This window comes from Rubripirellula lacrimiformis, assembly GCF_007741535.1.
In the GTDB taxonomy this organism is placed as follows: domain Bacteria; phylum Planctomycetota; class Planctomycetia; order Pirellulales; family Pirellulaceae; genus Rubripirellula; species Rubripirellula lacrimiformis.
In genome coordinates this window covers 2,796,599-2,817,607 of the sequence record NZ_CP036525.1, presented here as the reverse complement: position 1 = coordinate 2,817,607, position 21,009 = coordinate 2,796,599, and the positions used below count along the sequence as shown (strand labels likewise).

16 protein-coding genes are annotated in these 21,009 nt (G+C 57.8%); 11 read left to right on the top strand and 5 right to left on the bottom strand.

Going from position 1 to position 21,009, the window contains the following annotated elements; translation table 11 throughout:
- The first annotated feature begins 2 nt into the window (after positions 1 to 2).
- The 5 genes from sufD (at position 3) to K227x_RS09950 (ending at position 5,694) form a co-directional block, all read left to right on the top strand.
- Positions 3 to 1,319, top strand: a complete 1,317-nt coding sequence (sufD, locus tag K227x_RS09970; RefSeq protein ID WP_145169359.1) for a Fe-S cluster assembly protein SufD — start codon at positions 3 to 5, stop codon at positions 1,317 to 1,319.
- A gap of 53 nt (positions 1,320 to 1,372) precedes the next feature.
- A complete protein-coding gene (locus K227x_RS09965) occupies positions 1,373 to 1,693 on the top strand; it encodes a metal-sulfur cluster assembly factor (protein ID WP_145169358.1) in 321 nt (106 codons plus the stop codon).
- A 94-nt stretch (positions 1,694 to 1,787) separates the two neighbouring features.
- Positions 1,788 to 3,326 carry an IS4 family transposase gene (locus tag K227x_RS09960; RefSeq protein WP_145169357.1) on the top strand — a complete coding sequence of 513 codons (1,539 nt, stop codon included), beginning with the start codon at positions 1,788 to 1,790 and terminating at the stop codon, positions 3,324 to 3,326.
- Positions 3,327 to 3,624: 298 nt separating this feature from the next.
- Positions 3,625 to 4,650: an ATP-grasp domain-containing protein gene (locus K227x_RS09955; RefSeq protein ID WP_145169356.1), complete on the top strand. Its 1,026-nt coding sequence runs from the start codon at positions 3,625 to 3,627 to the stop codon at positions 4,648 to 4,650.
- A 99-nt stretch (positions 4,651 to 4,749) separates the two neighbouring features.
- Positions 4,750 to 5,694, top strand: coding sequence for an alpha/beta hydrolase family protein (locus tag K227x_RS09950; protein WP_145169355.1), 945 nt, complete (start codon positions 4,750 to 4,752; stop codon positions 5,692 to 5,694).
- A gap of 2,162 nt (positions 5,695 to 7,856) precedes the next feature.
- Here the strand turns inward: K227x_RS09950 and K227x_RS09945 are convergent.
- Together K227x_RS09945 and tdh are read right to left on the bottom strand one after the other, a co-directional pair.
- On the bottom strand, positions 7,857 to 9,041 hold the full coding sequence (locus tag K227x_RS09945; RefSeq protein WP_145169354.1) for a glycine C-acetyltransferase: 1,185 nt from the start codon (positions 9,039 to 9,041) through the stop codon (positions 7,857 to 7,859).
- Between the two features lie 21 nt (positions 9,042 to 9,062).
- A complete protein-coding gene (gene tdh, locus K227x_RS09940) occupies positions 9,063 to 10,103 on the bottom strand; it encodes an L-threonine 3-dehydrogenase (RefSeq protein WP_145169353.1) in 1,041 nt (346 codons plus the stop codon).
- A 204-nt stretch (positions 10,104 to 10,307) separates the two neighbouring features.
- On the opposite strand from tdh, the gene K227x_RS09935 reads away from it, so the two are divergent.
- Entirely contained in the window at positions 10,308 to 11,393 is a 1,086-nt protein-coding gene (locus K227x_RS09935; protein WP_145169352.1) for a hydantoinase/oxoprolinase family protein, read from the top strand.
- A complete protein-coding gene (locus K227x_RS09930) occupies positions 11,390 to 11,974 on the top strand; it encodes an amino acid kinase family protein (RefSeq protein WP_145169351.1) in 585 nt (194 codons plus the stop codon). Before K227x_RS09935 ends, K227x_RS09930 begins: the two co-directional genes overlap by 4 nt.
- A gap of 49 nt (positions 11,975 to 12,023) precedes the next feature.
- On the opposite strand, the gene K227x_RS09925 is transcribed toward K227x_RS09930, so the two are convergent.
- From K227x_RS09925 to K227x_RS09915, 3 genes are all read right to left on the bottom strand, one after another.
- Entirely contained in the window at positions 12,024 to 13,808 is a 1,785-nt protein-coding gene (locus K227x_RS09925) for a tetratricopeptide repeat protein (RefSeq protein WP_246146715.1), read from the bottom strand.
- A 68-nt stretch (positions 13,809 to 13,876) separates the two neighbouring features.
- Entirely contained in the window at positions 13,877 to 14,755 is an 879-nt protein-coding gene (kdsA, locus tag K227x_RS09920; protein ID WP_145169350.1) for a 3-deoxy-8-phosphooctulonate synthase, read from the bottom strand.
- Between the two features lie 52 nt (positions 14,756 to 14,807).
- A complete protein-coding gene (locus tag K227x_RS09915) occupies positions 14,808 to 15,935 on the bottom strand; it encodes a diacylglycerol/lipid kinase family protein (RefSeq protein WP_246146714.1) in 1,128 nt (375 codons plus the stop codon).
- A 189-nt stretch (positions 15,936 to 16,124) separates the two neighbouring features.
- On the opposite strand from K227x_RS09915, the gene K227x_RS09910 reads away from it, so the two are divergent.
- The 4 genes from K227x_RS09910 to K227x_RS09895 all read left to right on the top strand — a co-directional run bounded on the left by K227x_RS09910 (position 16,125) and on the right by K227x_RS09895 (position 20,795).
- Entirely contained in the window at positions 16,125 to 16,589 is a 465-nt protein-coding gene (locus K227x_RS09910; RefSeq protein ID WP_246146838.1) for a hypothetical protein, read from the top strand.
- Positions 16,590 to 16,917: 328 nt separating this feature from the next.
- Entirely contained in the window at positions 16,918 to 18,369 is a 1,452-nt protein-coding gene (locus K227x_RS09905) for a BamA/OMP85 family outer membrane protein (protein WP_218933894.1), read from the top strand.
- Positions 18,369 to 20,192 carry a BamA/OMP85 family outer membrane protein gene (locus K227x_RS09900; protein ID WP_246146713.1) on the top strand — a complete coding sequence of 608 codons (1,824 nt, stop codon included), beginning with the start codon at positions 18,369 to 18,371 and terminating at the stop codon, positions 20,190 to 20,192. The genes K227x_RS09905 and K227x_RS09900 overlap by 1 nt, the downstream gene beginning before the upstream one ends.
- Before the next feature lie 63 nt (positions 20,193 to 20,255).
- Positions 20,256 to 20,795: an NUDIX hydrolase gene (locus tag K227x_RS09895; RefSeq protein WP_145169349.1), complete on the top strand. Its 540-nt coding sequence runs from the start codon at positions 20,256 to 20,258 to the stop codon at positions 20,793 to 20,795.
- Positions 20,796 to 21,009 lie beyond the last annotated feature (214 nt).

The window sequence follows — 21,009 nt, the reverse complement described above, 5'->3', positions numbered from 1 at the left end:
TGATGACCCCAACCACTGAAACTTCGTTCGATGCGGCCGGATTCGACCAGTTCATCGAATCTCGCAACGAACCTGACTGGCTGACCGACATGCGCCGGGAAGCGTGGCAACACGCCGACGCCATGGCGTGGCCCGAGCGGCGCGCCGAGGAATGGATCCGCACTGACATCCGAGCGTTTCAAATCAAGAAATTTGGCGTTCCCGTGATCGACGGCGACTTGCCATCGATCGACACCACACAGATCCACCAACTGCTGAAGGGTGTCGACCTGGCCGGTTCTCTTGAAACGATCGACAGCCGCGTCACGAGCGAACAGATCGATCCTGAACTGACGGCCAAGGGCGTGGTTTTCGGATCGCTGGAACGAATCGCTGCCGAACATCCGGACCTCGTCCGCGAGCACTTGTTCACGGCATTCGATCCCGATTACGACAAGTTCGCCGCCCTGCACGCGGCATTCTTTTCCGGCGGACAATTCCTGTACGTTCCACGTGGCGTCGTGATCGAAAAACCGATCCACATTGGTTCGATCCTGTCCGACGGCGGAACGGACACAACCCACACGCTGGTTGTCTTGGACGAAGGCGCCGAAGCCACCGTGCTGCATGAATCCAACAGCGTGTCCGAAGACGCCAAGGGTCTGCACATCGGTTCGGTCGAATTGATCCAGAAGCCTGGTTCCCACCTGCGTTACGTCAACTTGCAAGAATGGGGCCTGAAGACGTACCACTTCGCGCACCAGAAAGCCGTCATCGATCGCGATTCCACACTGCAGTGGACCATCGCAGCGATGGGGTCCCATCTGTCCAAGGTCAACCAATCGGTCGACATGATCGGACGACGCGCCGATTGCCAAGTCAACGGCGTGATGTTCACCGAAGGTCGCCAACACCTGGCGTACCACACCCAACAGTATCACCGTGCACCACAGTGCCACAGTGATTTCCTGTACAAGGCCGCCCAGCAAGATCAAAGCCGCACCGTCTGGAAGGGCATGATCAAGGTCGACAAGATCGCGCAACAGACCGACGGTTATCAACGGAATGACAACCTTGTCCTTTCGGGATCATCGCGAGCCGATTCGATTCCGGGATTGGAAATCGAAGCCGACGACGTTCGCTGCACACACGGTAGCACCACTGCACAGGTCGACGCAGAACAGATCTTCTACGCCCGTTGCCGTGGCTTCACCCAAAAGGAAGCGACCCGAATGATCGTGATTGGATTCTTCCAACAGATCTTTGACCGCATTTCGATCGAAAGCGTTCGCGACGCACTCGGTCAAGCGATCGCTCGCCAAGTACGCGAGTACGAGTGATCCCTGTCGCTACCCACTGATCCCCCAACTGTAGTTCCGTAAGAGAGAATGCCATGGCACTTGCCGAAGACAAAGTCCGTGAAGCTTTAAAGCAAGTCATCGACCCTGAACTGTATGTCAACATCGTCGACCTAGGGTTGATCTACGTGGTGGCAGTGGGCGACGAAAAAGAAGACGGGCGTCACGACGTCAACATCGAAATGACGATGACCAGCCCGATGTGCCCAGCCGGCCCACAACTGGTTGCCGGTACCAAGGGCGCCGCCGAAGGCCTGGACGAAGTGGACCTTTGCGAAGTCAAAGTCGTGATGGAGCCACCGTGGAGCCAAGACATGATGTCCGACGACGCAAGAGACCACCTGGGCATCTTTTAGGCCTGCATCGTTTAACCGCGTGGGCATCCCCCCGCGCGAACAGCGGCGCACTTCAATCGTTTAACCGCGTGGGCAACGCCCCGCGCGAACAGCGGTGCACTGCAATCGTTTAACCGCGTGGGCATCGCCCTCTTTATCCTACACATCTTTCTTGAGACACTCCGTCCCTGACATTTCTTCAAGGGACGGAGATGATTCGATGTGTCCAGGATGGATTGAGGAAGAGACTCGGACTTTGGACCTGGGTGACAAGCGTCGAAGTAAACGCTTCAGGCGAATTCTTGAGCAGTTCGATCAGGTAGCGCCCTCGACACCGGCGGCGTGCGGAGAAGTTGCAGACCTCACTGCCACTTACCGGCTTTTCAACACCCCCAGTGTGAACTGGATGGCAATTCTGCAGCCCCATAATCAAGCCACGATGGAGCGGTCAGCCAAGTACGATGTCGTCGTGCTGGCACAGGACACCACCGTTTGCGATCTCACCAAACCTTCGCGTCAAGTCGTCGGTGCCGGGCCTCTGGAGGACGTAAAAAAGCGGGGATTCTTTCTGCATCCGCTTTATGCCGTCACTCTCGATGGTCTCGTCTTGGGTTGCGTTGACCAACTTATCTGGACACGTGACTCGATTCGCCAAAACGTGGGCAAAGCTCAACGCGATCGCGAGATCAGGACCATGGCGTTTGAAGAAAAGGAAAGCGCTCGTTGGCTTGAACTGATGCAAAGCGGCGAACAGATCGCTCTGGCAAACCCTCAAACTCATTACATCGGCGTCTCGGACAGCGAATCAGACATCTACGAGTTGCTCATCCAGAACAATGATCTGGCCGAAAACTATGATTTCGTTATCCGCGGATGTCAGGATCGGCGAGTCTATCTTGGCTCTGCTGAACAACCCAAGGTGCTGAGCGAGGCGATTGCCGAAGTCCCTTTTTCGCACGAATTTGAAGTCAGTGTTTCGCCACGAAAGTCGTTAATTAGCGGTGAAAGCCGCAAACGCCGAAGCAACCGCGACGGCCGCACTGCAACGATCTCGGTTCGTGCGAAGACGGTTCAAGTGCATGGCCCGCAGCGTCCCGGCGGAAAGGTTGCTCGCGTGGAGCTTCAAGTTGTCGAAGCGGTTGAGCTTGATCCTCCGGTGGGGTGCGAGCCGATCCACTGGGTACTCTTTACTTCACTCGCGGTGACCAGTTTGGCTCAGATCGAGCTAGTTTTATCAGCATACTGCAGGCGCTGGGACATCGAGGTTTTTTTCAAGACGCTCAAGAGCGGGATGAGGATAGAGAAGCTGAAGTATCAAAGTATTGACGCATATTTGAACGCTGTGGCCGCCTTGATGATCACGGCATTCCGAGTCGAGCAACTTAAAAGCGCTTCGCGTGTCACTCCGGAGGCAAGCTGCGGGGCGATCTACGATGCGACGTTTTGGCAAGCGGTGATGACGGTCGTTGAAGGCGGTGTTTTGCACAGCGATACCCCACCGACGCTGAAAGATTTTTGTCGAGTGATTGCCAAACTAGGTGGCTACGTAGACCAACACGGGCAAGGACCTCCAGGCTCGACGACCATCTGGCGTGGTCTGCTCAAAGCCCATGCCTACCACGAAGCCTATTTGGCAATCAAAGGCTTAAAATAGATGTGTAGGATAAAGAGGGGCATCGCCCCGCGCGAACAGCGGTGCACTTCAATCGTTTAACCGCGTGGGCAACGCCCCGCGCGCCCCCAAAACGAACGCCCCAATCGCCACCCGGCCAAACACGCCAAACCGGGCCATTTTTGCTCGCCTTTCGATGATCGATTTCGCCCAGACCGCTACCCCAAGCTGGGGGATTCGACAGTTGGGGGCTTTCGCCATCAGACCTCGCTGCATTTGTTATGATAAATGCGACCGCACGGCGCTGCCGTGATTCGTGTTCCCAGTTGGGAAGAAATGGATGCGTATCTTTGTAGGAGAGTATGTTTGTGGCGGTGGATTGGCGGGGCACGCCATTGATCAGATTCCGCTATCCCTAAGGCGCGAAGGCGCTGCAATGCTGCGCAGTGTGTCAACCGACTTGGCCAGCGTTGCAGAGACGGTGGTCCCGTTGGATGCTCGCTTTGCGTCGATGCCGCTAAACGTCACCGAAACCATCGAAATCGATCCCAGCGCACCTTTGTGGGGGCAGTGGATCGAGGCCGCTAAAAACTGCGATGCAGCCCTCATCGTTGCCCCCGAAAGCGATGGCGTCCTGGCCAAAGCCGTTGCGATGCTTCGCGCCGGCGGGGTCGACGTGATCGCCGGCAGCGGAGATTTCTTGCGAGTCGCCAGCGACAAATGGCTGACCGCCAAGACACTGATTTCCGCGGGCGTTGCCCACCCGATCTACATGACGTTGAACGACAAGCGGTTCGTCAAGAAACTCGCCAAGTACAACAAATTTGTGGTCAAACCACGCGACGGCTGTGGAACCAAAGAGATCAAGAAATTTGATTCGCTAGAAGAAGCCCGCGCGTCGCTGGAAAAGAACGGCATCCTGCAGGCCTGGATGCCCGGCCGGTCGATCTCCATCGCACTGGTTGCTTCGAAAACTCATACGGTTTTCCTGCCCGCAGTTTCTCAGCAACTTTGCGACAACACTTGCGAATACACCGGAGGCCAAGGGCCGCTGGATGACGACGCGCAACGTCGTGCGACCGCGCTTGCGATGCGAACGATCGAAGTGATGCCACCAACGGTACGAGGCATCGTCGGCCTGGACATCCTGCTGGGCGAACGTCCCAGCGAAGACTTCGTGATCGAGATCAATCCACGATTGACGACGTCCTATGTGGGTCTGCGACGGATGATCCACGGCAACCTGGCTGCGCGTTTGTTTGACCTAGAAACCGGCCCGGTTTCTTGCTGCACGCCAGTGGATTCCGTCAGGTGGAATTCCGAAGGCGAGGTATGGATCAACAATGCTGTGGCAGAGTTTGCTTGACCCCATGGATCGTGGCAACAAACGCTGACGTTGCCACTTGGTCAGTGGTACGATGATTTCCTGATTTCATCTTTTCATACTTCGCTAAGCAGACTTATCGTGGCTAGTTCTATCGGTTCAGGCAAAACGTGGTTGATCATCGGCGGCGTGATTGCCGCGATGTTGTTGGTTTGCTGTGGTGTCGGAGGCTGGTTTGCAAACAGCTTCTATCAGCAGTCTTTGGGGTCGGCCGAACTGCCCGATGGGATGACGTACACGCAGTGGCGTGACGGTTTTCAAACTCAGTTGTTGACGCCTGGCCCGGCACCGCAAGACTACGACGACGAACCGTTGCCACCGGGCGTCGAACAGGTCAGCTATCCATCGGGTGACCTATCGCTAAAAGCATGGGTGATGCGACCGCAGCAAACCGCAACGGGTGCCGAACCGGGCAGCCCCCCCAAGCGCCCAGGGCTTGTGTTTCTGCATGGCGGTTTTGCGTTTGGAATAGGCGACCTGTTGGCGTGCCAGGAAGCTTCCGATCGAGGATACGTCGTGATGGCCCCGGCACTTCGGGGCGAAAACGGGAACCCTGGGAACTTCGAAATGTTCCTGGGCGAAGCTGACGATGCCAAGGCTGCTGCGACGTGGTTGGCATCGCAACCAGACGTCGCCCCGAACCGCGTCTATGTGTTTGGACACAGCGTCGGCGGCGGCGTGTCGGCCATGCTAAGCCTGTTGGACCAAGTGCCGATCCGACACAGCGGCAGTTCCGGCGGCCTGTATCCGCCAGTCGTTTTCCTGGGCTGGGCCAGCGATGTGCCGTTCAACAACACGCCCGAGGAACGCATGGCAAGACTGCTGCTAGGGAACATTTCGCACATGCAGCGTGACCACTATGCCTACCTGGGCGAACAAGACAATCTACGCGATTCGATCGCCATCGCAGAATCCGAAGCCCCTGGCGAATCGAACTTGCACCTCGAGATCGTGCCCGGCGATCACTTCACCAGTTTCGACGCGGCACTATCGAAGTACCTGGACTTGGCAGATCAGGACGAGTGATGCGTCAAGTATCCAAACGAAAGCGAGGCACTTCGCGTAGTGGAATTCGCCAACGGTTTGTCGATGTAGTCGAACTCTCAACGGCAACGGTGAGCCGCTGGCCGTGAGGCCACGGGAATTTTTTGCGGGGGGGATTCCCGGCCGCTCACCCGATCACGGCTCACTCAATCGACGAACCCCCAAGGCTTTCGGTGACTTCACACTCACCGACCGAAACTCGTGGCGGCTCGTTAATGTTGTCGAACTCTCAACAGCAATGGTGAGCCGCTGGCCGTGAGGCCACGGGAATTTTTTGCGGGGGAGGGATGCCCGGCCGCTCACGCGATCACGGCTCACTCAATCGACGAACCCTCAAGACTTTCGGTGATTTCACACTCACCGACCGAAAATCGTGGCGGCTCGTCGATGTAGTCGAACGCTCTACGGCAATGGTGAGCCGCTGGCCGTGAGGCCACGGGAATTTTTTGCGGGGGAGGGATGCCCGGCCGCTCACGCGATCACGGCTCACTCAATCGACGAACCCTCAAGACTTTCGGTGATTTCACACTCACCGACCGAAACTGTTGGCGGCCTGTCGATGTTGTTGAACGCTCTACGGCAACGGTGAGCCGCTGGCCGTGAGGCCACGGGAATTTTTTGCAGGGGGGGATTCCCGGCCGCTCACGCGATCACGGCTCACTCAATCGACGAACCACCAAGACTTTCGGTGATTTCACACTCACCGACCGAAACTCGTGGCGGCTCGTTAATGTTGTCGAACTCTCAACAGCAATGGTGAGCCGCTGGCCGTGAGGCCACGGGAATTTTTTGCGGGGGAGGATTCCCGGCCGCTCACGCGATCACGGCTCACTCAATCGACGAACCCCCAAGACTTTCGGTGACTTCACACTCATCGACCGAAAATCGTGGCGGTTTGTCGATGTAGTCGAACGCTCTACGGCAATGGTGAGCCGCTGGCCGTGAGGCCACGGGAATTTTTTGCGGGGGAGGGATGCCCGGCCGCTCACGCGATCACGGCTCACTCAATCGACGAACCACCAAGACTTTCGGTGATTTCACACTCACCGACCGAAACTCGTGCCGGCTCGTTAATGTTGTCGAACTCTCAACAGCAATGGTGAGCCGCTGGCCGTGAGGCCACGGGAATTTTTTGCAGGGGGGGATTCCCGGCCGCTCACGCGATCACGGCTCACTCAATCGACGAACCACCAAGACTTTCGGTGATTTCACACTCACCGACCGAAACTCGTGCCGGCTCGTTAATGTTGTCGAACTCTCAACAGCAATGGTGAGCCGCTGGCCGTGAGGCCACGGGAATTTTTTGCGGGGGAGGGATGCCCGGCCGCTCACGCGATCACGGCTCACTCAATCGACGAACCCCCAAGACTTTCGGTGATTTCACACTCATCGACCGAAACTCGTGCCGGCTCGTTAATGTTGTCGAACTCTCAACAGCAATTGTGAGCCGCTGGCCGTGAGGCCACGGGAATTTTTTGCGGGGGGGATTCCCGGCCGCTCATGCGATCACGGCTCACTCAATCGACGAACCCCCAAGACTTTCGGTGACTTCACACTCACCGACCGAAACTCGTGCCGGCTCGTTAATGTTGTCGAACTCTCAACAGCAATGGTGAGCCGCTGGCCGTGAGGCCACGGGAATTTTTTGCGGGGGGGATTCCCGGCCGCTCACGCGACCACGGCTCACTCAATCGACAAACCCCCAAGACTTTCGGTGACTCACACTCACCGACCGAAACTCGTGCCGGCTCGTTAATGTTGTCGAACTCTCAACGGCAATGGTGAGCCGCTGGCCGTGAGGCCACGGGAATTTTTTGCGGGGGGGGATTCCCGGCCGCTCACCCGATCACGGCTCACTCAATCGACGAACCCTCAAGACTTTCGGTGACTTCACACTCATCGACCGAAAATCGTGGCGGCTCGTCGATGTAGTTGAACGCTCTACGGCAACGGTGAGCCGCTGGCCGTGAGGCCACGGGAATTTTTTGCAGGGGGATTCCCGGCCGCTCACGCGATCACGGCTCACTCAATCGACGAACTCTTGGCGAGCTCCGCTACGAAAAAATGCTCCAGACTTGGGGAATGAACGCTTCGCTACGTTTTCCCAAACGGCTAATCCACCGAACGACTGCTGCCCAACTGCTTTAAAGCCCGAGTTCATGCTTCGCTTCGGTGAACTTTTCGATCGCCATCGCCAAATCTTCTTGCGAATGCGCGGCTGAAACTTGCGTTCGAATTCGTGCCTTGCCCTTGGGCACCACGGGGAACGAGAAACCGATGACGTAGACGCCTTTTTCCAGCATCATGTCAGCCATCTGAGTCGCGATCACCGCGTCGCCCAACATGATGGGCACGATGGGATGTTCGCCAGGCACCAAGTCAAAGCCGGCTTTTTCCAACCCAGCTCGGAAGAACCGCGTGTTGGATTCCAGCCGATCGCGGAGCTCGGTGGATTCGTTTAGCAAATCGATCGCAGCAATCGATCCGGCAACAATCGGCGGCGCAACCGAATTGGAAAACAGATAGGGGCGCGACCGTTGTCGCAGCAGATCGACGACTTCACGTCGCCCGCTGGTGTATCCGCCGCTGGCTCCGCCAAGCGCTTTGCCGAGTGTCCCGGTGATGATATCGATTCGGTCCATCACGTCGTGATGTTCGTGAGTCCCGCGTCCACGGCGTCCCATGAAACCGACTGAGTGAGAATCATCGACCATCACGATCGCGTTGTATCGGTCCGCCAAATCGCAGATTCCCGGCAGGTTGGCGATCGTGCCATCCATCGAAAACACGCCGTCGGTGGCGATCATGCGGAACCGCGCCGATTGGGATTCCTGCAATCGAGCTTCCAAGTCGGCCAAGTCGTTGTTGCGATATCGATACCGCTGGGCCTTGCACAACCGGATGCCGTCAATGATCGACGCATGGTTCAGTTCGTCCGATATGACCGCGTCTTCGGCGGTCAACATCGTCTCGAACAAACCACCGTTGGCATCGAAACACGATGTATACAAAATCGTGTCTTCCATCCCCAGAAAAGTGCTCAACCGATCTTCCAGGTCCTTATGAATCGTCTGCGTTCCGCAAATGAACCGCACCGACGACAGACCATATCCCCATTGGTCCAACCCCTGATGAGCCGCTTCACGGACGGCCGGTTGATCCGACAGCCCCAGATAGTTGTTTGCGCATAGATTCAACACCGACCGGTCGTCGCCCACGCGGATTCGCACGTCTTGGGCCGACGTGATCGTTCGCTCGGACTTGTACAGACCGCTATCGCGAATTTGTTGAATCTGGTCTTTCAGATGGTTTTGAAAATCGCCGTACATCGTTGCTCGTTCGCAGAAGAGTCAGGACGCCGGAGCGTCGTTCCAGTCCAGAATCACTTTGCCGGTTTGGCCCGACATCATCACGTCAAAACCAGCTTGAAAATCACGATAGGGAAAGCGGTGCGTGATGACGGGTGAAAGGTTCAAGCCACTTTGCAGCAGCACTCGCATTTTGTACCACGTTTCGTACATTTCGCGGCCGTAGATGCCTTTGATCGTCAACATGTTGAAGACGACCTTGTTCCAATCGATCGCGATATCTTCCGACGGAATTCCAAGCATCGCGATTTTCCCGCCATGACACATTTGATCGATCATGCTGCGAAACGCATCCGGGTTGCCCGACATTTCCAGTCCAACATCGAACCCCTCGCGCATCCCCAATTCCGCCTGCACCTCGGTCAGGCTTTCACTGCGGACATCCACGACTCGCGTTGCGCCCATTTTCTTGGCTAACGACAAACGCCATGGATTCACATCCGTGGCGACCACGTTCCGGGCGCCCGCATGCTTTGCCACCGCAACGGCCATGCAACCGATGGGTCCGCATCCGGTGACCAGTACATCCTCGCCTAAACAAGGAAAGCTAAGTGCGGTATGCACGGCGTTGCCGAACGGATCAAAGATGGCCGCGACATCGCGATCGACGCTGGGGTCGTGGTGCCAAACGTTCGTCATCGGCAACGAGATGAATTCGGCGAACGCGCCGGGTCGATTGACGCCGATGCCCTTGGTATCGGCACATAAATGGCGTCGGCCTGCCAGACAATTTCGGCAGCGTCCACACACCACGTGACCTTCGCCGCTGACGATTTCGCCTGGATAGAAATCCGTCACGTTGTCGCCGGTTTCGACGATTTCGCCAACAAATTCGTGGCCAACGACCATCGGGACCGGGATCGTTTTCTGAGCCCAAGAATCCCACTTGTAGATATGGATGTCCGTGCCACAGATGCCGGTACGATCCACTTTGATCAGGACGTCATTGATCCCGACGGTTGGCTTGGGGACGTCTTCGAGCCACAATCCAGGAGCCCGGTCACGCTTTACGAGTGCTTTCATCAAATCGATCCTGATGCTCAGTCGACTATCGGTTGCCATTCATTCGTACCGGCGATTTCCGGCCTGCTATCGTCAATCTAACGCGGTGTGTCGAATCACGGAATCATCGTAACCATCCTGTATTTGCATTTTTCACCGCTGGCCCCCCAGCGGTCCGGAACCACCCCCCAAGGACCTGGCGGCTTACCGGCACGTCCCCTGCCCATGAACACTTCTAACGACAGCGTGACGAACAAACGCCCTGATCCCCAGAGCGTGATCGGAGTCGATATCGGGGGAGCCAATTTGAAATATGCGTCTTTGGACGGCCAAGCATTTTCACGTGGCTTCGAAATGTGGAAGCGTTCTGCCGAATTAGCGGAGGCGATCGCCAACGATATCGCAGCGATGGGAACGCCCGATTGCCTGGCCATCACGATGACGGGCGAATTGGCGGACTGTTTTGTGGACCGATCCGAGGGGGTCGCATTTATCGTCGATGCGTGCCACGAAGCGTCGAAACGTTTGGCAGGCCCGATCGACACCACCGCACCCGCATGTGTTTTTTATGGGGTCGACGGTCGGTTCCATCACGGGGCCCAGGCCAAGCAGATTCCCAATACGATTGCGGCAGCCAATTGGCACGCCTTGGCCAGTGCGGTCGCCAGCGTCGTCACATCCAGCGGGACGTTGGTGGACATCGGATCCACGACGACCGATATCATTCCGTTTGCCGATGGCCGCGTCAGCACCAACGCCATGACAGACTACGATCGATTGACCGAAGGATCCCTGGTCTATGTCGGATGTCGGCGAACTCCCGTCTGCGGACTGGTCCATCGACTAACGCTGAACGGGATCACCACACCGGTGATGAACGAGTGGTTTGCAACGATCGATGATGCTCGGATCGTGCTGGGACTTGAAGCCCAGGACGATGCGGATTGCGACAGCGCAGACGGTGGTCCACGGACGCGTGATCGGGCAGCGAACCGCCTGCTGCGAATGGTCGGGCACGATCGAAAGACGATGACAACCAAGGCCGCTGAACCGCTGGCACAACAAATCATCACCGCCGCCAAACGTGAGATCAACGGCGCACTGGAACGAGTCGATTCCGGTGACGTCGATGCCCCGATTGTGATCAGCGGGCATGGCGGCGATCTGCTAGATGTCCCTCGCCAACGCAAGGTGATCGATCTGGGCGTTGTGCTTGGCCGCGATCGGTCACGATGCGCACCGGCGTGGGCCGTCGCCGAACGGTGGACGCGACTTGCAACGCCAATCGCGTCCGAAGCAGGTCAGCAATGATGCGCCGTGTTGTCAAAGTCGGCGGCAGTCTGCTGCTTCGCCCCGACCTGGGTCGGTCACTGTCGACATGGTTGCTGCGACAACCGCCGGCCCAGCATGCGTTGATCGTCGGCGGCGGCGAGATGATCGATGCCGTTCGCAAGTTGGCGATGGTGCACAACCTGGATCCGGAAACCGTTCATTGGATGTGCATCGACCTATTGCGACAAACCGAGCAAGTCGTGGCTGAGATCGTCGACGGCTTGAATCGTATCCAGGATAGGGACGCGTTTACCCGTTGGTCCAAGTGCCCACCGCATGGATCAGGGAACACAGAAGCAGCCAACACACTGATATCCATCCCGGCGTTCTATTTCCCGGGATGCGGTTCGGGTCTTCCCAATGATTGGGACACGACATCGGACGCGATCGCCGCCTATCTGGGGACACTGACACGGGCTGACGAGGTGGTGCTGTTGAAGTCCTGTGATGTTCCGCAGGGAATCACCGTTTCGCAGTGCATCGAAACAGGCATCATCGACCGCGCGACCGCAATCCTGATGCCACGAACCGGAAACTTGCGAGTCGAACGATTGCCGTAGCGGATCACCGATCGGCCGCGAAACCGATTGTCTAGCAGTCGGACGATCTTTACTCGGACGCTTTCGATACCAAACGAGCTCGAATCCGATTGCCGTGTTCCTGTGGGTCGCCGGCGGTCTTGTAGAGTTCGATAGCCTGATCGATTTCGTCCAAATGCTCGGCTGTTCTAGCCAGGTTGTAGCGTGCCGCAGGTTCCCATGGCGATGGTTGATTGGGATCCAGCACGCGTTTTTCGAACCATGTCTTGGCGGTGTCATAACGTTGGTCGTCGTACTGAATCAGACTGATCCAGTAGGTCGCCGTCCGCTTGCCCTGTCGCATCATCATTTGCACCTGTTGAACCTGACGATCGTACAATTTCGAATCGGTTCCCAGTTCACGTCGGATGCCGTAGGCCTTTTGCAGATCGACATCGATACGCAGGTCTTCGATTTCAAATTCCGGTGCCCGCTGTCCGAGATACAGTCCCCGAGCGCCGGGCACATTGGCCTCGTCATCGTTGTCAAACTGGCCATGCAGATGTCGCCACCTGGCGCTGGCCAGTTGACGTGAATTTTCGATCTGAGCTTCCAAGATGGCCCATCGCGATTGGTACCAGAACGAAAACAGGGGATCGCGTTGGGCGGCGGCGGCGAGGTCGCGGGCGTAGGCTTCGGCCAACAGCGGGACCGACCACCAACGAACGCCGGAAATCCCGCTGATCGCATCAAAACGTTTTGCCAGATCGTTCACATCCACGTAGGTGACCATCCGGCGATCGCCAGCCAATCCCGATTGCAGCGACTTCATCCGCGGGCTGACGGCTTCCGGGACGACGTTCAGCAAGGCGACGCTTTGCTGGACATCATCTTTGCTGATCGGATAGTCAAAAAATCCGGGTACGTTCAACCGACGCAGCACCGATGCATCGCTTCGAGCCTGGGCTAGCGTCGAAATCCCGGTCTGGTTCGGACCTGGAACGAAGGTGGCCAATTCGGGTTCGAACAGAAAGATATCCTTGCCGATCAGAACTCCGGTGCACCATGGTTGAAGCGATCCGTCATCGGTCGACGGGATCGCCAACACAGCCGCATCGATTCCGGCTTGGCGGCACAACAGGATGAACACACCAGCACGCTGAAGCGAATCGCCGGTCCCGCGCCAAAGTGTTTGGTAGTCGGATTGGCGATACCCAGCCCCTTGGAATTTCATGTCGAACGCCAGCGGAGGCGCCGGCGGTGCAGGAGCGGTCGGCACTAGCGGTTCGAACGCAACGTTACGCATCGTCCAATCAAACAATCGACTCGCAGTGCGAAGCTGGAGCGCCGCCGATGCATCCTGTTGTTCCAATTCGGCAAACCAGTCTGCCAGCACGGGATCATCACTGGCGTCCGTGTTGACCCATTCGGCGACTCGGCTGAACAGATAACTATCCCGCAAATGATCGACATCATCGCGGGTGTAACTTTCGCGATCGATTCGTTCGGCGACGACTTCGGGCGGCAGCAGTTCGCTGACCGTCTTGATGAATTCGCTGATGTCATCACCGGGCTGTGGCGACCGTTCGTCGGACCACCGATTCAGGTGATAGGCGATTTGACGACGCGCTTCGTCAGGATTCAATTCCACCAACCGGCTTAGCAAGCTGACCGTTTCGCCGATGTGATCCTGCTGGGACTCGGTCTGCATCCGCGACTGGCGTTGTGCGCGAATCCGTCGGACCGTATCCGAGTCGTCCGAGCATCCACCGATCGTGGCCATGCCAACCACGGCGACCATGGCGGTGATCAGCCACGCGGGGCAGGCCAGCGAGAAAACAGGACGCGAAGTCATCAACCGGTAGAGTGCGATCATCGGAAAATTTGCTTGATCGAAATAGGAAAAAATCGCGTCGACGTCGTCAGGGGGGGGCCGACCCAGGTTCAGCCCGCAGACGCATCCATCTGGGCGACGACCTTGCGTAGGGCCAACAACCGATCAACGGTCGACTCGAAAGCTTCCAGAGGGATCATGTTGGCGCCATCGCTGGGCGACAACTCGGGCTGCGGATGAGTCTCGAAAAAGAGCGCATCGGTTCCCATTGCTACGGCCGCACGGGCTAATGGTTCGACCATTTCCCGGTTTCCGCCGGTGGCGCCGCCCAAACCGCCTGGCCGTTGGACGCTGTGGGTCGCATCGAACACGACCGGCACGCCCAGAGCCCGCATCAGCGGGATCGACTGCATATCGTTGACCAGCCGCCCATAGCCGAAAAAAGTGCCTCGTTCGCAAAGCATCACGCCGCTGCTGCAATTCTCGGGCACGGTCCCGTGAACCTTCTCGACCACATACTGCATGTCCTCCGGCGACATGAATTGGCCTTTCTTGACGTTCAACGGTTTGCCCGTCATCGCAGCGGCCACCAACAGGTCCGTCTGACGAGCCAGAAAGGCCGGAATTTGAATCAGGTCGCAAACCTGTCCCACCACCGCAGCCTGATCGGGCAAATGGACGTCGGTGGTAGTCGGCAATCCCGATTGCTGGCCGACCTCCTCTAGCATCCGTAGTCCCTCGTCGATCCCCGGGCCACGTTTGGCCGCCAGCGACGTTCGGTTTGCCTTGTCAAACGACGCCTTGAAGACCACATTCACGTCGTCACGCTGATTGATCCGAACCAGCACGTCAGCGATCTGCATCGATAATTCCATCGACTGCAGAACACAGGGGCCAGCGATCAGCAACAATGGCTGACCGGGTCCGCAAACATAAGAACCGATTTGGACAGGAGAGATGGCCGGTGGCGGCGTTGATGAGGTATTCATCCCTCAATCTTCGACGATCGTCGGCGCCTGAGCAATCACAGGTAGATTGCGATCAGCGTGCAAAATTTTGGACTTCCGCGGGAACCAACAATCGCACTCGACCGGGTAACGTTCGGATCGTGACCGGTAAGCGTCCGGCGAAATCACCATCTAGCTGGACCGGCACACGTACTTTCCGCCGCCCGTCAGTGCTGACCGATCCAGCCCCGCTGAACGACCCACTGGCATTGACGTCCTGCGACGCGGAAATCTGGAACGCTGTGCCACGTCGGCGGATCACATCCGAAAAATTCAGATGTCGGCTTGTCGTGATCCCCGCCAAATACCGCAGGCCAGTCAACACCGAGCGACCCTGAAAAGCGATCAGGTCCAATTGCCCATCGTCGCCCATCGCGTCGGGTTCAATCGACAAGGACGTCGCGTAGCGGGGCAGATTGAAAACCATTGCCCAACCCGCATGGATGGGCGGCCCGCCATCGACTCGAATTTCCAATCCCGGAAACGAGTAATGACGAACTGCTCGCAAGATCGGACGCAGATAGCTGAGCCGGTGGATATGGCCTCGCCGCGTCAGATGCATCCCTCGCACGACCTCGGCATCAAAGCCACAGGTCGCCATGATCAGAAACGGCTTTCCATTCGCCTGGCCAACGTCCAAACGCACTTCGCGGCCAAAGCGAATGGTTTCCAATACCGCGTCGGCGGCCGATCGATGACCAAAATGTTTTGCCAGCAGGTTTTCAGTCCCCATCGGCATCGGCACGATCGGCACGTCGGCACCGATCGATTCACAGGCGAGCGACAGCGTGCCATCACCACCGGCCGCCACGACGATCGGGTTGGGCGAACCGTCGACGGCCGCCACCAACTGGGCCACCGAATCGACGATGGTGGATCGGACGTGATGTTCCCGCAGCCGGTCGACCAAACGGGGCAGCTGTTGGCGTCCCGCACCGGTGCCCGCGTTGGGGCTTGTGAAAATCACGACATCGGGCATTGCAGATTCCGATGCCGGGATCTGCGACGATGGCAAGCGGTTGGTGGGCGAAATGGCGAAACGGTCCATGGGGAAGATCGATTCAAGCGAGGAATGCGGAATCGCGGCAGCCGGTGGATGCCGCACTTGCGTCGTCCCGCCGGGCTGCGGTGGTCGGGGGATCGAAGTGGCAACCATTGTCATTGTGTTTTACCGTGAAAGTGGGAAACGCGTGGACTTGATCGAAATGGTGACCTAGCTTTCTTCAGCGTGGGATCTCGGAATCGTTCCGACACACCACGATGGGGCGGTCGTTAAATTCCAACCATCCGGAATGACCCGACACCCTGGACGCTGACCTCCTCCGTTTCAAAAGAGCCTGTTTCCGTGACGATGCTTCGACGCTATTGGGGTGCTTGCCTGATTTTGCTGATCGTGGCTATTCACGCTGCGGTCATTGGATACGTTCGCAGCCGGGTTGCTCGGCTGACCGGTATGGAATCGCCAGCGGTCGAAATCGGCAATTTCCGGTTCCAAAGCGTCGAAGATTTAGGCACCGTCTATCATTTCCGGCTGCATGCGGTGCTCGATCCGTCCAAACTGCACCGCGGTATGGAACGGATGACACAGATGAGGATGGAAATCCGCGAAGACTCCGAACAACTGCTACGCCAAGTCGATTCGGCATGGCTGGATGACCCGGCACAGACACAGATTCGCGAACGATTGATGGAAATTGTCCTCAAACACCTCGACGAACCGCTGGTTCAGCGAGTGCTGATCACCGACTGGTTGGAGCTGCCAATCCAGAATGTGGAGGTCAATCTGATGGGGTCCAGCGAGCTGGCATCCTCCTAGATTCCAGCTGGCAACCGATCCGGCACCCGCGTTTCATTTCAGGGCTTTCCGAGTCCGCGATTCACGCGCCGCAGCCGCTGAACCACCCGATCGATGGCAACGTCGGTGGAGATCCGCAATGCGCCGGGAATCGGCCTAGCGAATCGAAATATCCGGCGAAAATCAGTTTCACGGTCCAGTTTCTTCGTAAATCATCTCGGTAGGACTAAATCCGGCTTGTGGCAGCCGGCAAACCGTTGGTAGTTACCGATGGCAGTGAGCCGAGTGTCTGGTTTCAGACGCTTGGTCTCATCCCTTAGAAGCCTATTCGTCTACGCGGATTGCCGGTATGCCACGACGGTTACCCAACCTATTGCCATCTCCCCTTGTTTCCCGTTACCGAACCGTCGGCTACCGGCGATATGCATTGGGGTTGATGCTGGCTGTACCGATGTCGATGCCTGCCACAGCACAGTTTGGTGGCGGCGGAATGGGCGGTGCCGGTGGCGGCGGAGCCTCGGTTCCCGGTCCGGACAACAAACCGAAATTTCGTGAACACGTTCACGACGGTGCGGGCATCGCACTGCGGCGAGAAAAGGGCGATGCATTGGTGCTAGGGGTCCGCATCGTCGGTAACCAACGCATCACCAGCCACCGCATCCTGCAAAACATCCAAACTCGCCAAGACCGTTTCTATGATTACGAAACCGTCCTGGGCGACGTCCGGCGTCTGAACGACATGGGCGCGTTCGATCACGTCACGTTCAAACTGAACGAACAACCGGGCGGGTTTTACGTCACATTCGAAGTCCACGAACGACCGACCATTTCGCAGGTCATCTTCCATGGCAACCGCGCCATGAACGACCGCGAATTGAAAGGACGTGCCGGCGTGAGCGCCGCGGATCCGCTGAGCGAATTTTCGATCGAATCGGCGCGGCGACGCCTGGTCGACTATTACAAAGAAGAAGGCTTCAACCAGGTTTCGGTGCAAGCCAACACCGGAATCAAGAGCGATGCATCGGCGGTTGTCTTTCGCATCAACGAAGGTCCCAAAGAACGGATCTGGGACATTGCAATCGAAGGCTGCACGATCGTCTCCGAAGCGAGACTGAAAAAAATCATCAAGAGCCGCGATGGGTTCGCCGGCGTGATCTCGTACATCGGGAACACCGCCGACCTAGCCAAAGTCGACCAGGACGTGGACATCTTGGCCGCGTACTACCACAACCTTGGGTTCCTGACCGCCACGGTCGGACGGACGTTGAAGTACGACGATTCCGGCAAATGGATCTACGTCACGTTCGTGATCAACGAAGGACCTCGGTTCACGGTCAATGACGTCCAGATCATCGGGCACCAATACGCCAGCGAAGATTCGATTCGGTCACGGTTGAAACTTAAACCCGGTGACACGTTTGACGGCACCAAGCTTCGCCAAGACGTCGGCGAGATCGTCTACGGGTACGGCGAACTTGGATTCATCTATGCCGAAGTCGAACCGCAAACCGTGATGCGAGACGAAGACAACATCGTCGACCTGGTCTACAAGATTGCCGAAGGCGATCGTTGGAAGATCGACAAGATCCGAGTCGAAATCGATGGGGATCCGCATCTGATGAAAGAGAACACGATGCTGAACCTGATCGACCTTCGCGAAGGCGATTTCATCGATCGACGAGCATTGGAAATGAACCGTTCCCGTTTGGAACGAAGTCAACTGCTGGAAACCAATCCGCAAGTCGCAGAACCACCCGACATCAAAGTTGTCCCGACCGACGAGGACGGCAAGCGTTTCTGATGAACGACACCGAGAACCATCCGTCGACGCAGATTGCTCTGCGAGGGCAGTCCTCCGCTGGGCAACCGATGAATCGACCGCAGCATCTCCAACCTACCTCCGTCAAAGCTGACCGCATGAAGGATTCCAACCACTCGCCCATGGCTCGTTCCATCGGCCGACTTGCGATCTTCGGATCGTTGGTGTGGACAGCCGGCTGCGCCCAGCTGCAAAGCGTTCCCTCGACCCAACCGGGTTGGGCCACGCAATCGGGTTGGCAAACCCAAGCGACGCCGGGCATGACCACGGCATCCAACACCGCAGCATCCGATATCGGGGGGACAGATGCGGCACTATCGATGACCCCGATTCCGGCTTTTGCTGACAATCCGGGCAGCGCAGTCGCCCAAACCGCCTACACACCAGTCGGCCAAACGGTCGCCGCCAAACCGGTCGCTGACGAACGCTATACGGCCCGCCAATTCCCGCAAAACCCGTCGCCACCCCCGACCTACAACGCGCCCCAATACAACACCGGACAACCGTACAACCCGGCTGCCCCCAATGGTGCGGCCCCCCAATACAACGCTGCACCCCAGTACAACGCTGCACCCCAATACAACGCTGCACCCCAATACAACGCAGCACCTCAGTACAATGGCGTCCCCAACGCAAACTCGTTGGACGGCACCGGATTGGCAGACCCCTACGCCCCGGCGATGCCCTACGGCACGATCACGCAAGCGGTCCAGGGTCCCCGGATCCGCGAAGCCGACTTGGTGATCAACGGATTTCCTGCTCGTACCGGCCGGATCATGTTGGGCGGTGCGGTCAACAGCGACGCCGGTGTGACCGGTCAAGTCACGATTGACGAACGCAACTTCGACATCATGCGGTTCCCGCGATCGTTCAGCGATCTGTTCAGCGGCACAGCATTCCGCGGTGCCGGTCAGACGTTCCGAATCGAAATGGCACCGGGCAGCGACTTCAAACGATATACGGCCCAGTTCGTGGACCCCAACCTGTTCGGCTACCTGCCGCTAAGCATGTCGGTCAGCGGTTTCTTGTATGACCGTCGATTCAACGACTGGGACGAAGAACGGTTGGGCGGTCGCTTGGCATTCGGATATCGAATCACTCCCGACCTTTCGATCTCGTTCGGCATGACGGGACAGTCGGTTGACCTAGAAACCAACCGTACCGGCCCCGCGTTGCTGACCCAATCGGTCGGCGAGAACGAACTGTATTCAGGCGAAGTTTCGCTGACGCACGACACGCGGAATAGCCCGATCCAAGCCAGCCAGGGACACTACTTCGAGTTCAAATTCTCCGAAGCCTTCGGCGACTACGATTACGCTCGCTTCGAAACCGAATTCCGTCAGTACTGGTTGGTTCGCGAACGTGCCGACGGATCCGGAAAACAAACGCTGTCGTATTCGACCAAGGTCGGATACAGCGGCGAAGAAACCCCGATCTTCGAGAATTTCTTTGCCGGCGGTTACGCCACCATTCGCGGTTTTGATTTCCGTGGGGCTGGCCCCGTCGACCCGGTCAACGGTGTCGAACTTGGTGGGCGTTTCCAATGGCTCAACAGTGTCGAATACATGTTCCCGATCACGGCGGACGATGCCTTTCGCGGCGTCGCGTTCGTCGACTTCGGGACGGTCGAAGAGAAAGCGAAACTGGACTCCGATTCATTCCGAGTCGCACCCGGTTTGGGACTTCGCGTTGCCATTCCGATGTTGGGCCCCGCACCACTGGCGTTCGACTTTGCCTATCCGGTCACCAAAGCGGAGACCGACGATGTGCGAGTCTTCAGTTTTTACATGAGCCTAATTCGCTAACGCTGTTTGCGGCCACCCCTTCGTTGCCGATCGCCTGCCCACTGGATGTTTGAACGACCGGCCATGACCGACCTCCCGATCGAAGATTCCTATCGATTCTGCCCTCGGTGTGGTCACGCCCACGATTCGGTTGGCCAGATTCCATTCCACTGCGAATCATGCCAGATGACCCTCTATCTAGGCCCGGTGGCGGCCGTCGGTGGGTTGATCGTGAACGATTCGGGCGAACTGCTGCTGGTTCGCCGAGCTCGTAACCCTGGGCTCGGCCAATGGGGTTTGCCGGGCGGATTCGTGGACCGAAACGAATCGGTCGAAGAGGCGCTGCGGCGCGAGGTTCACGAAGAAACCAAACTGACTCTCCGCGAGACTCAGTATCTGATGTCGCGACCGAACCAGTACTGCTACGGCGGTGTGACGGCCCCCGTGATCGATGTCTTTTTCCAGTGCCGGCCGGGATCCCTGGATTCGTTTGCACTGGATGATGATGAACTCGATCACCATCTGTGGGTGCGGCCAACGCGTGATCATCTGGACAACATGGCGTTCGAATCGAACCGGCTGGCAGTCGAAGCCTGGCTGAAATCCTCGGCCGCCGGGCTGTAGGGGCCCGTGGCGGCCTGATCGGCGCAGCTGGATTCGGATCCGGATCGATCGCCTAAAACGTCGCCTGACACTCTGCACTCTGCACTCTGCACTCTGCACTCTGCACTCTGCACTCTGCACTCTGCACTCTGCACTCTGCACTCTGCACGCTGCACGCTGCACGCTGCACGCTGGCACGCTGCACTGGCGATCGAGCCGCCGCGCACGCCCCCCC

Coding starts and splice junctions, on each gene's coding strand:
- sufD (WP_145169359.1), top strand. CDS start 3: ATGACCCCAACCACTGAAACTTCGTTCGATGCGGCCGGATTCGACCAG.
- K227x_RS09965 (WP_145169358.1), top strand. CDS start 1,373: ATGGCACTTGCCGAAGACAAAGTCCGTGAAGCTTTAAAGCAAGTCATC.
- K227x_RS09955 (WP_145169356.1), top strand. CDS start 3,625: ATGCGTATCTTTGTAGGAGAGTATGTTTGTGGCGGTGGATTGGCGGGG.
- K227x_RS09945 (WP_145169354.1), bottom strand. CDS start 9,041: ATGTACGGCGATTTTCAAAACCATCTGAAAGACCAGATTCAACAAATT.
- tdh (WP_145169353.1), bottom strand. CDS start 10,103: ATGAAAGCACTCGTAAAGCGTGACCGGGCTCCTGGATTGTGGCTCGAA.
- K227x_RS09935 (WP_145169352.1), top strand. CDS start 10,308: ATGAACACTTCTAACGACAGCGTGACGAACAAACGCCCTGATCCCCAG.
- K227x_RS09930 (WP_145169351.1), top strand. CDS start 11,390: ATGATGCGCCGTGTTGTCAAAGTCGGCGGCAGTCTGCTGCTTCGCCCC.
- K227x_RS09925 (WP_246146715.1), bottom strand. CDS start 13,808: ATGATCGCACTCTACCGGTTGATGACTTCGCGTCCTGTTTTCTCGCTG.
- kdsA (WP_145169350.1), bottom strand. CDS start 14,755: ATGAATACCTCATCAACGCCGCCACCGGCCATCTCTCCTGTCCAAATC.
- K227x_RS09915 (WP_246146714.1), bottom strand. CDS start 15,935: ATGACAATGGTTGCCACTTCGATCCCCCGACCACCGCAGCCCGGCGGG.
- K227x_RS09910 (WP_246146838.1), top strand. CDS start 16,125: ATGCTTCGACGCTATTGGGGTGCTTGCCTGATTTTGCTGATCGTGGCT.
- K227x_RS09905 (WP_218933894.1), top strand. CDS start 16,918: ATGCCACGACGGTTACCCAACCTATTGCCATCTCCCCTTGTTTCCCGT.
- K227x_RS09900 (WP_246146713.1), top strand. CDS start 18,369: ATGAACGACACCGAGAACCATCCGTCGACGCAGATTGCTCTGCGAGGG.
- K227x_RS09895 (WP_145169349.1), top strand. CDS start 20,256: ATGACCGACCTCCCGATCGAAGATTCCTATCGATTCTGCCCTCGGTGT.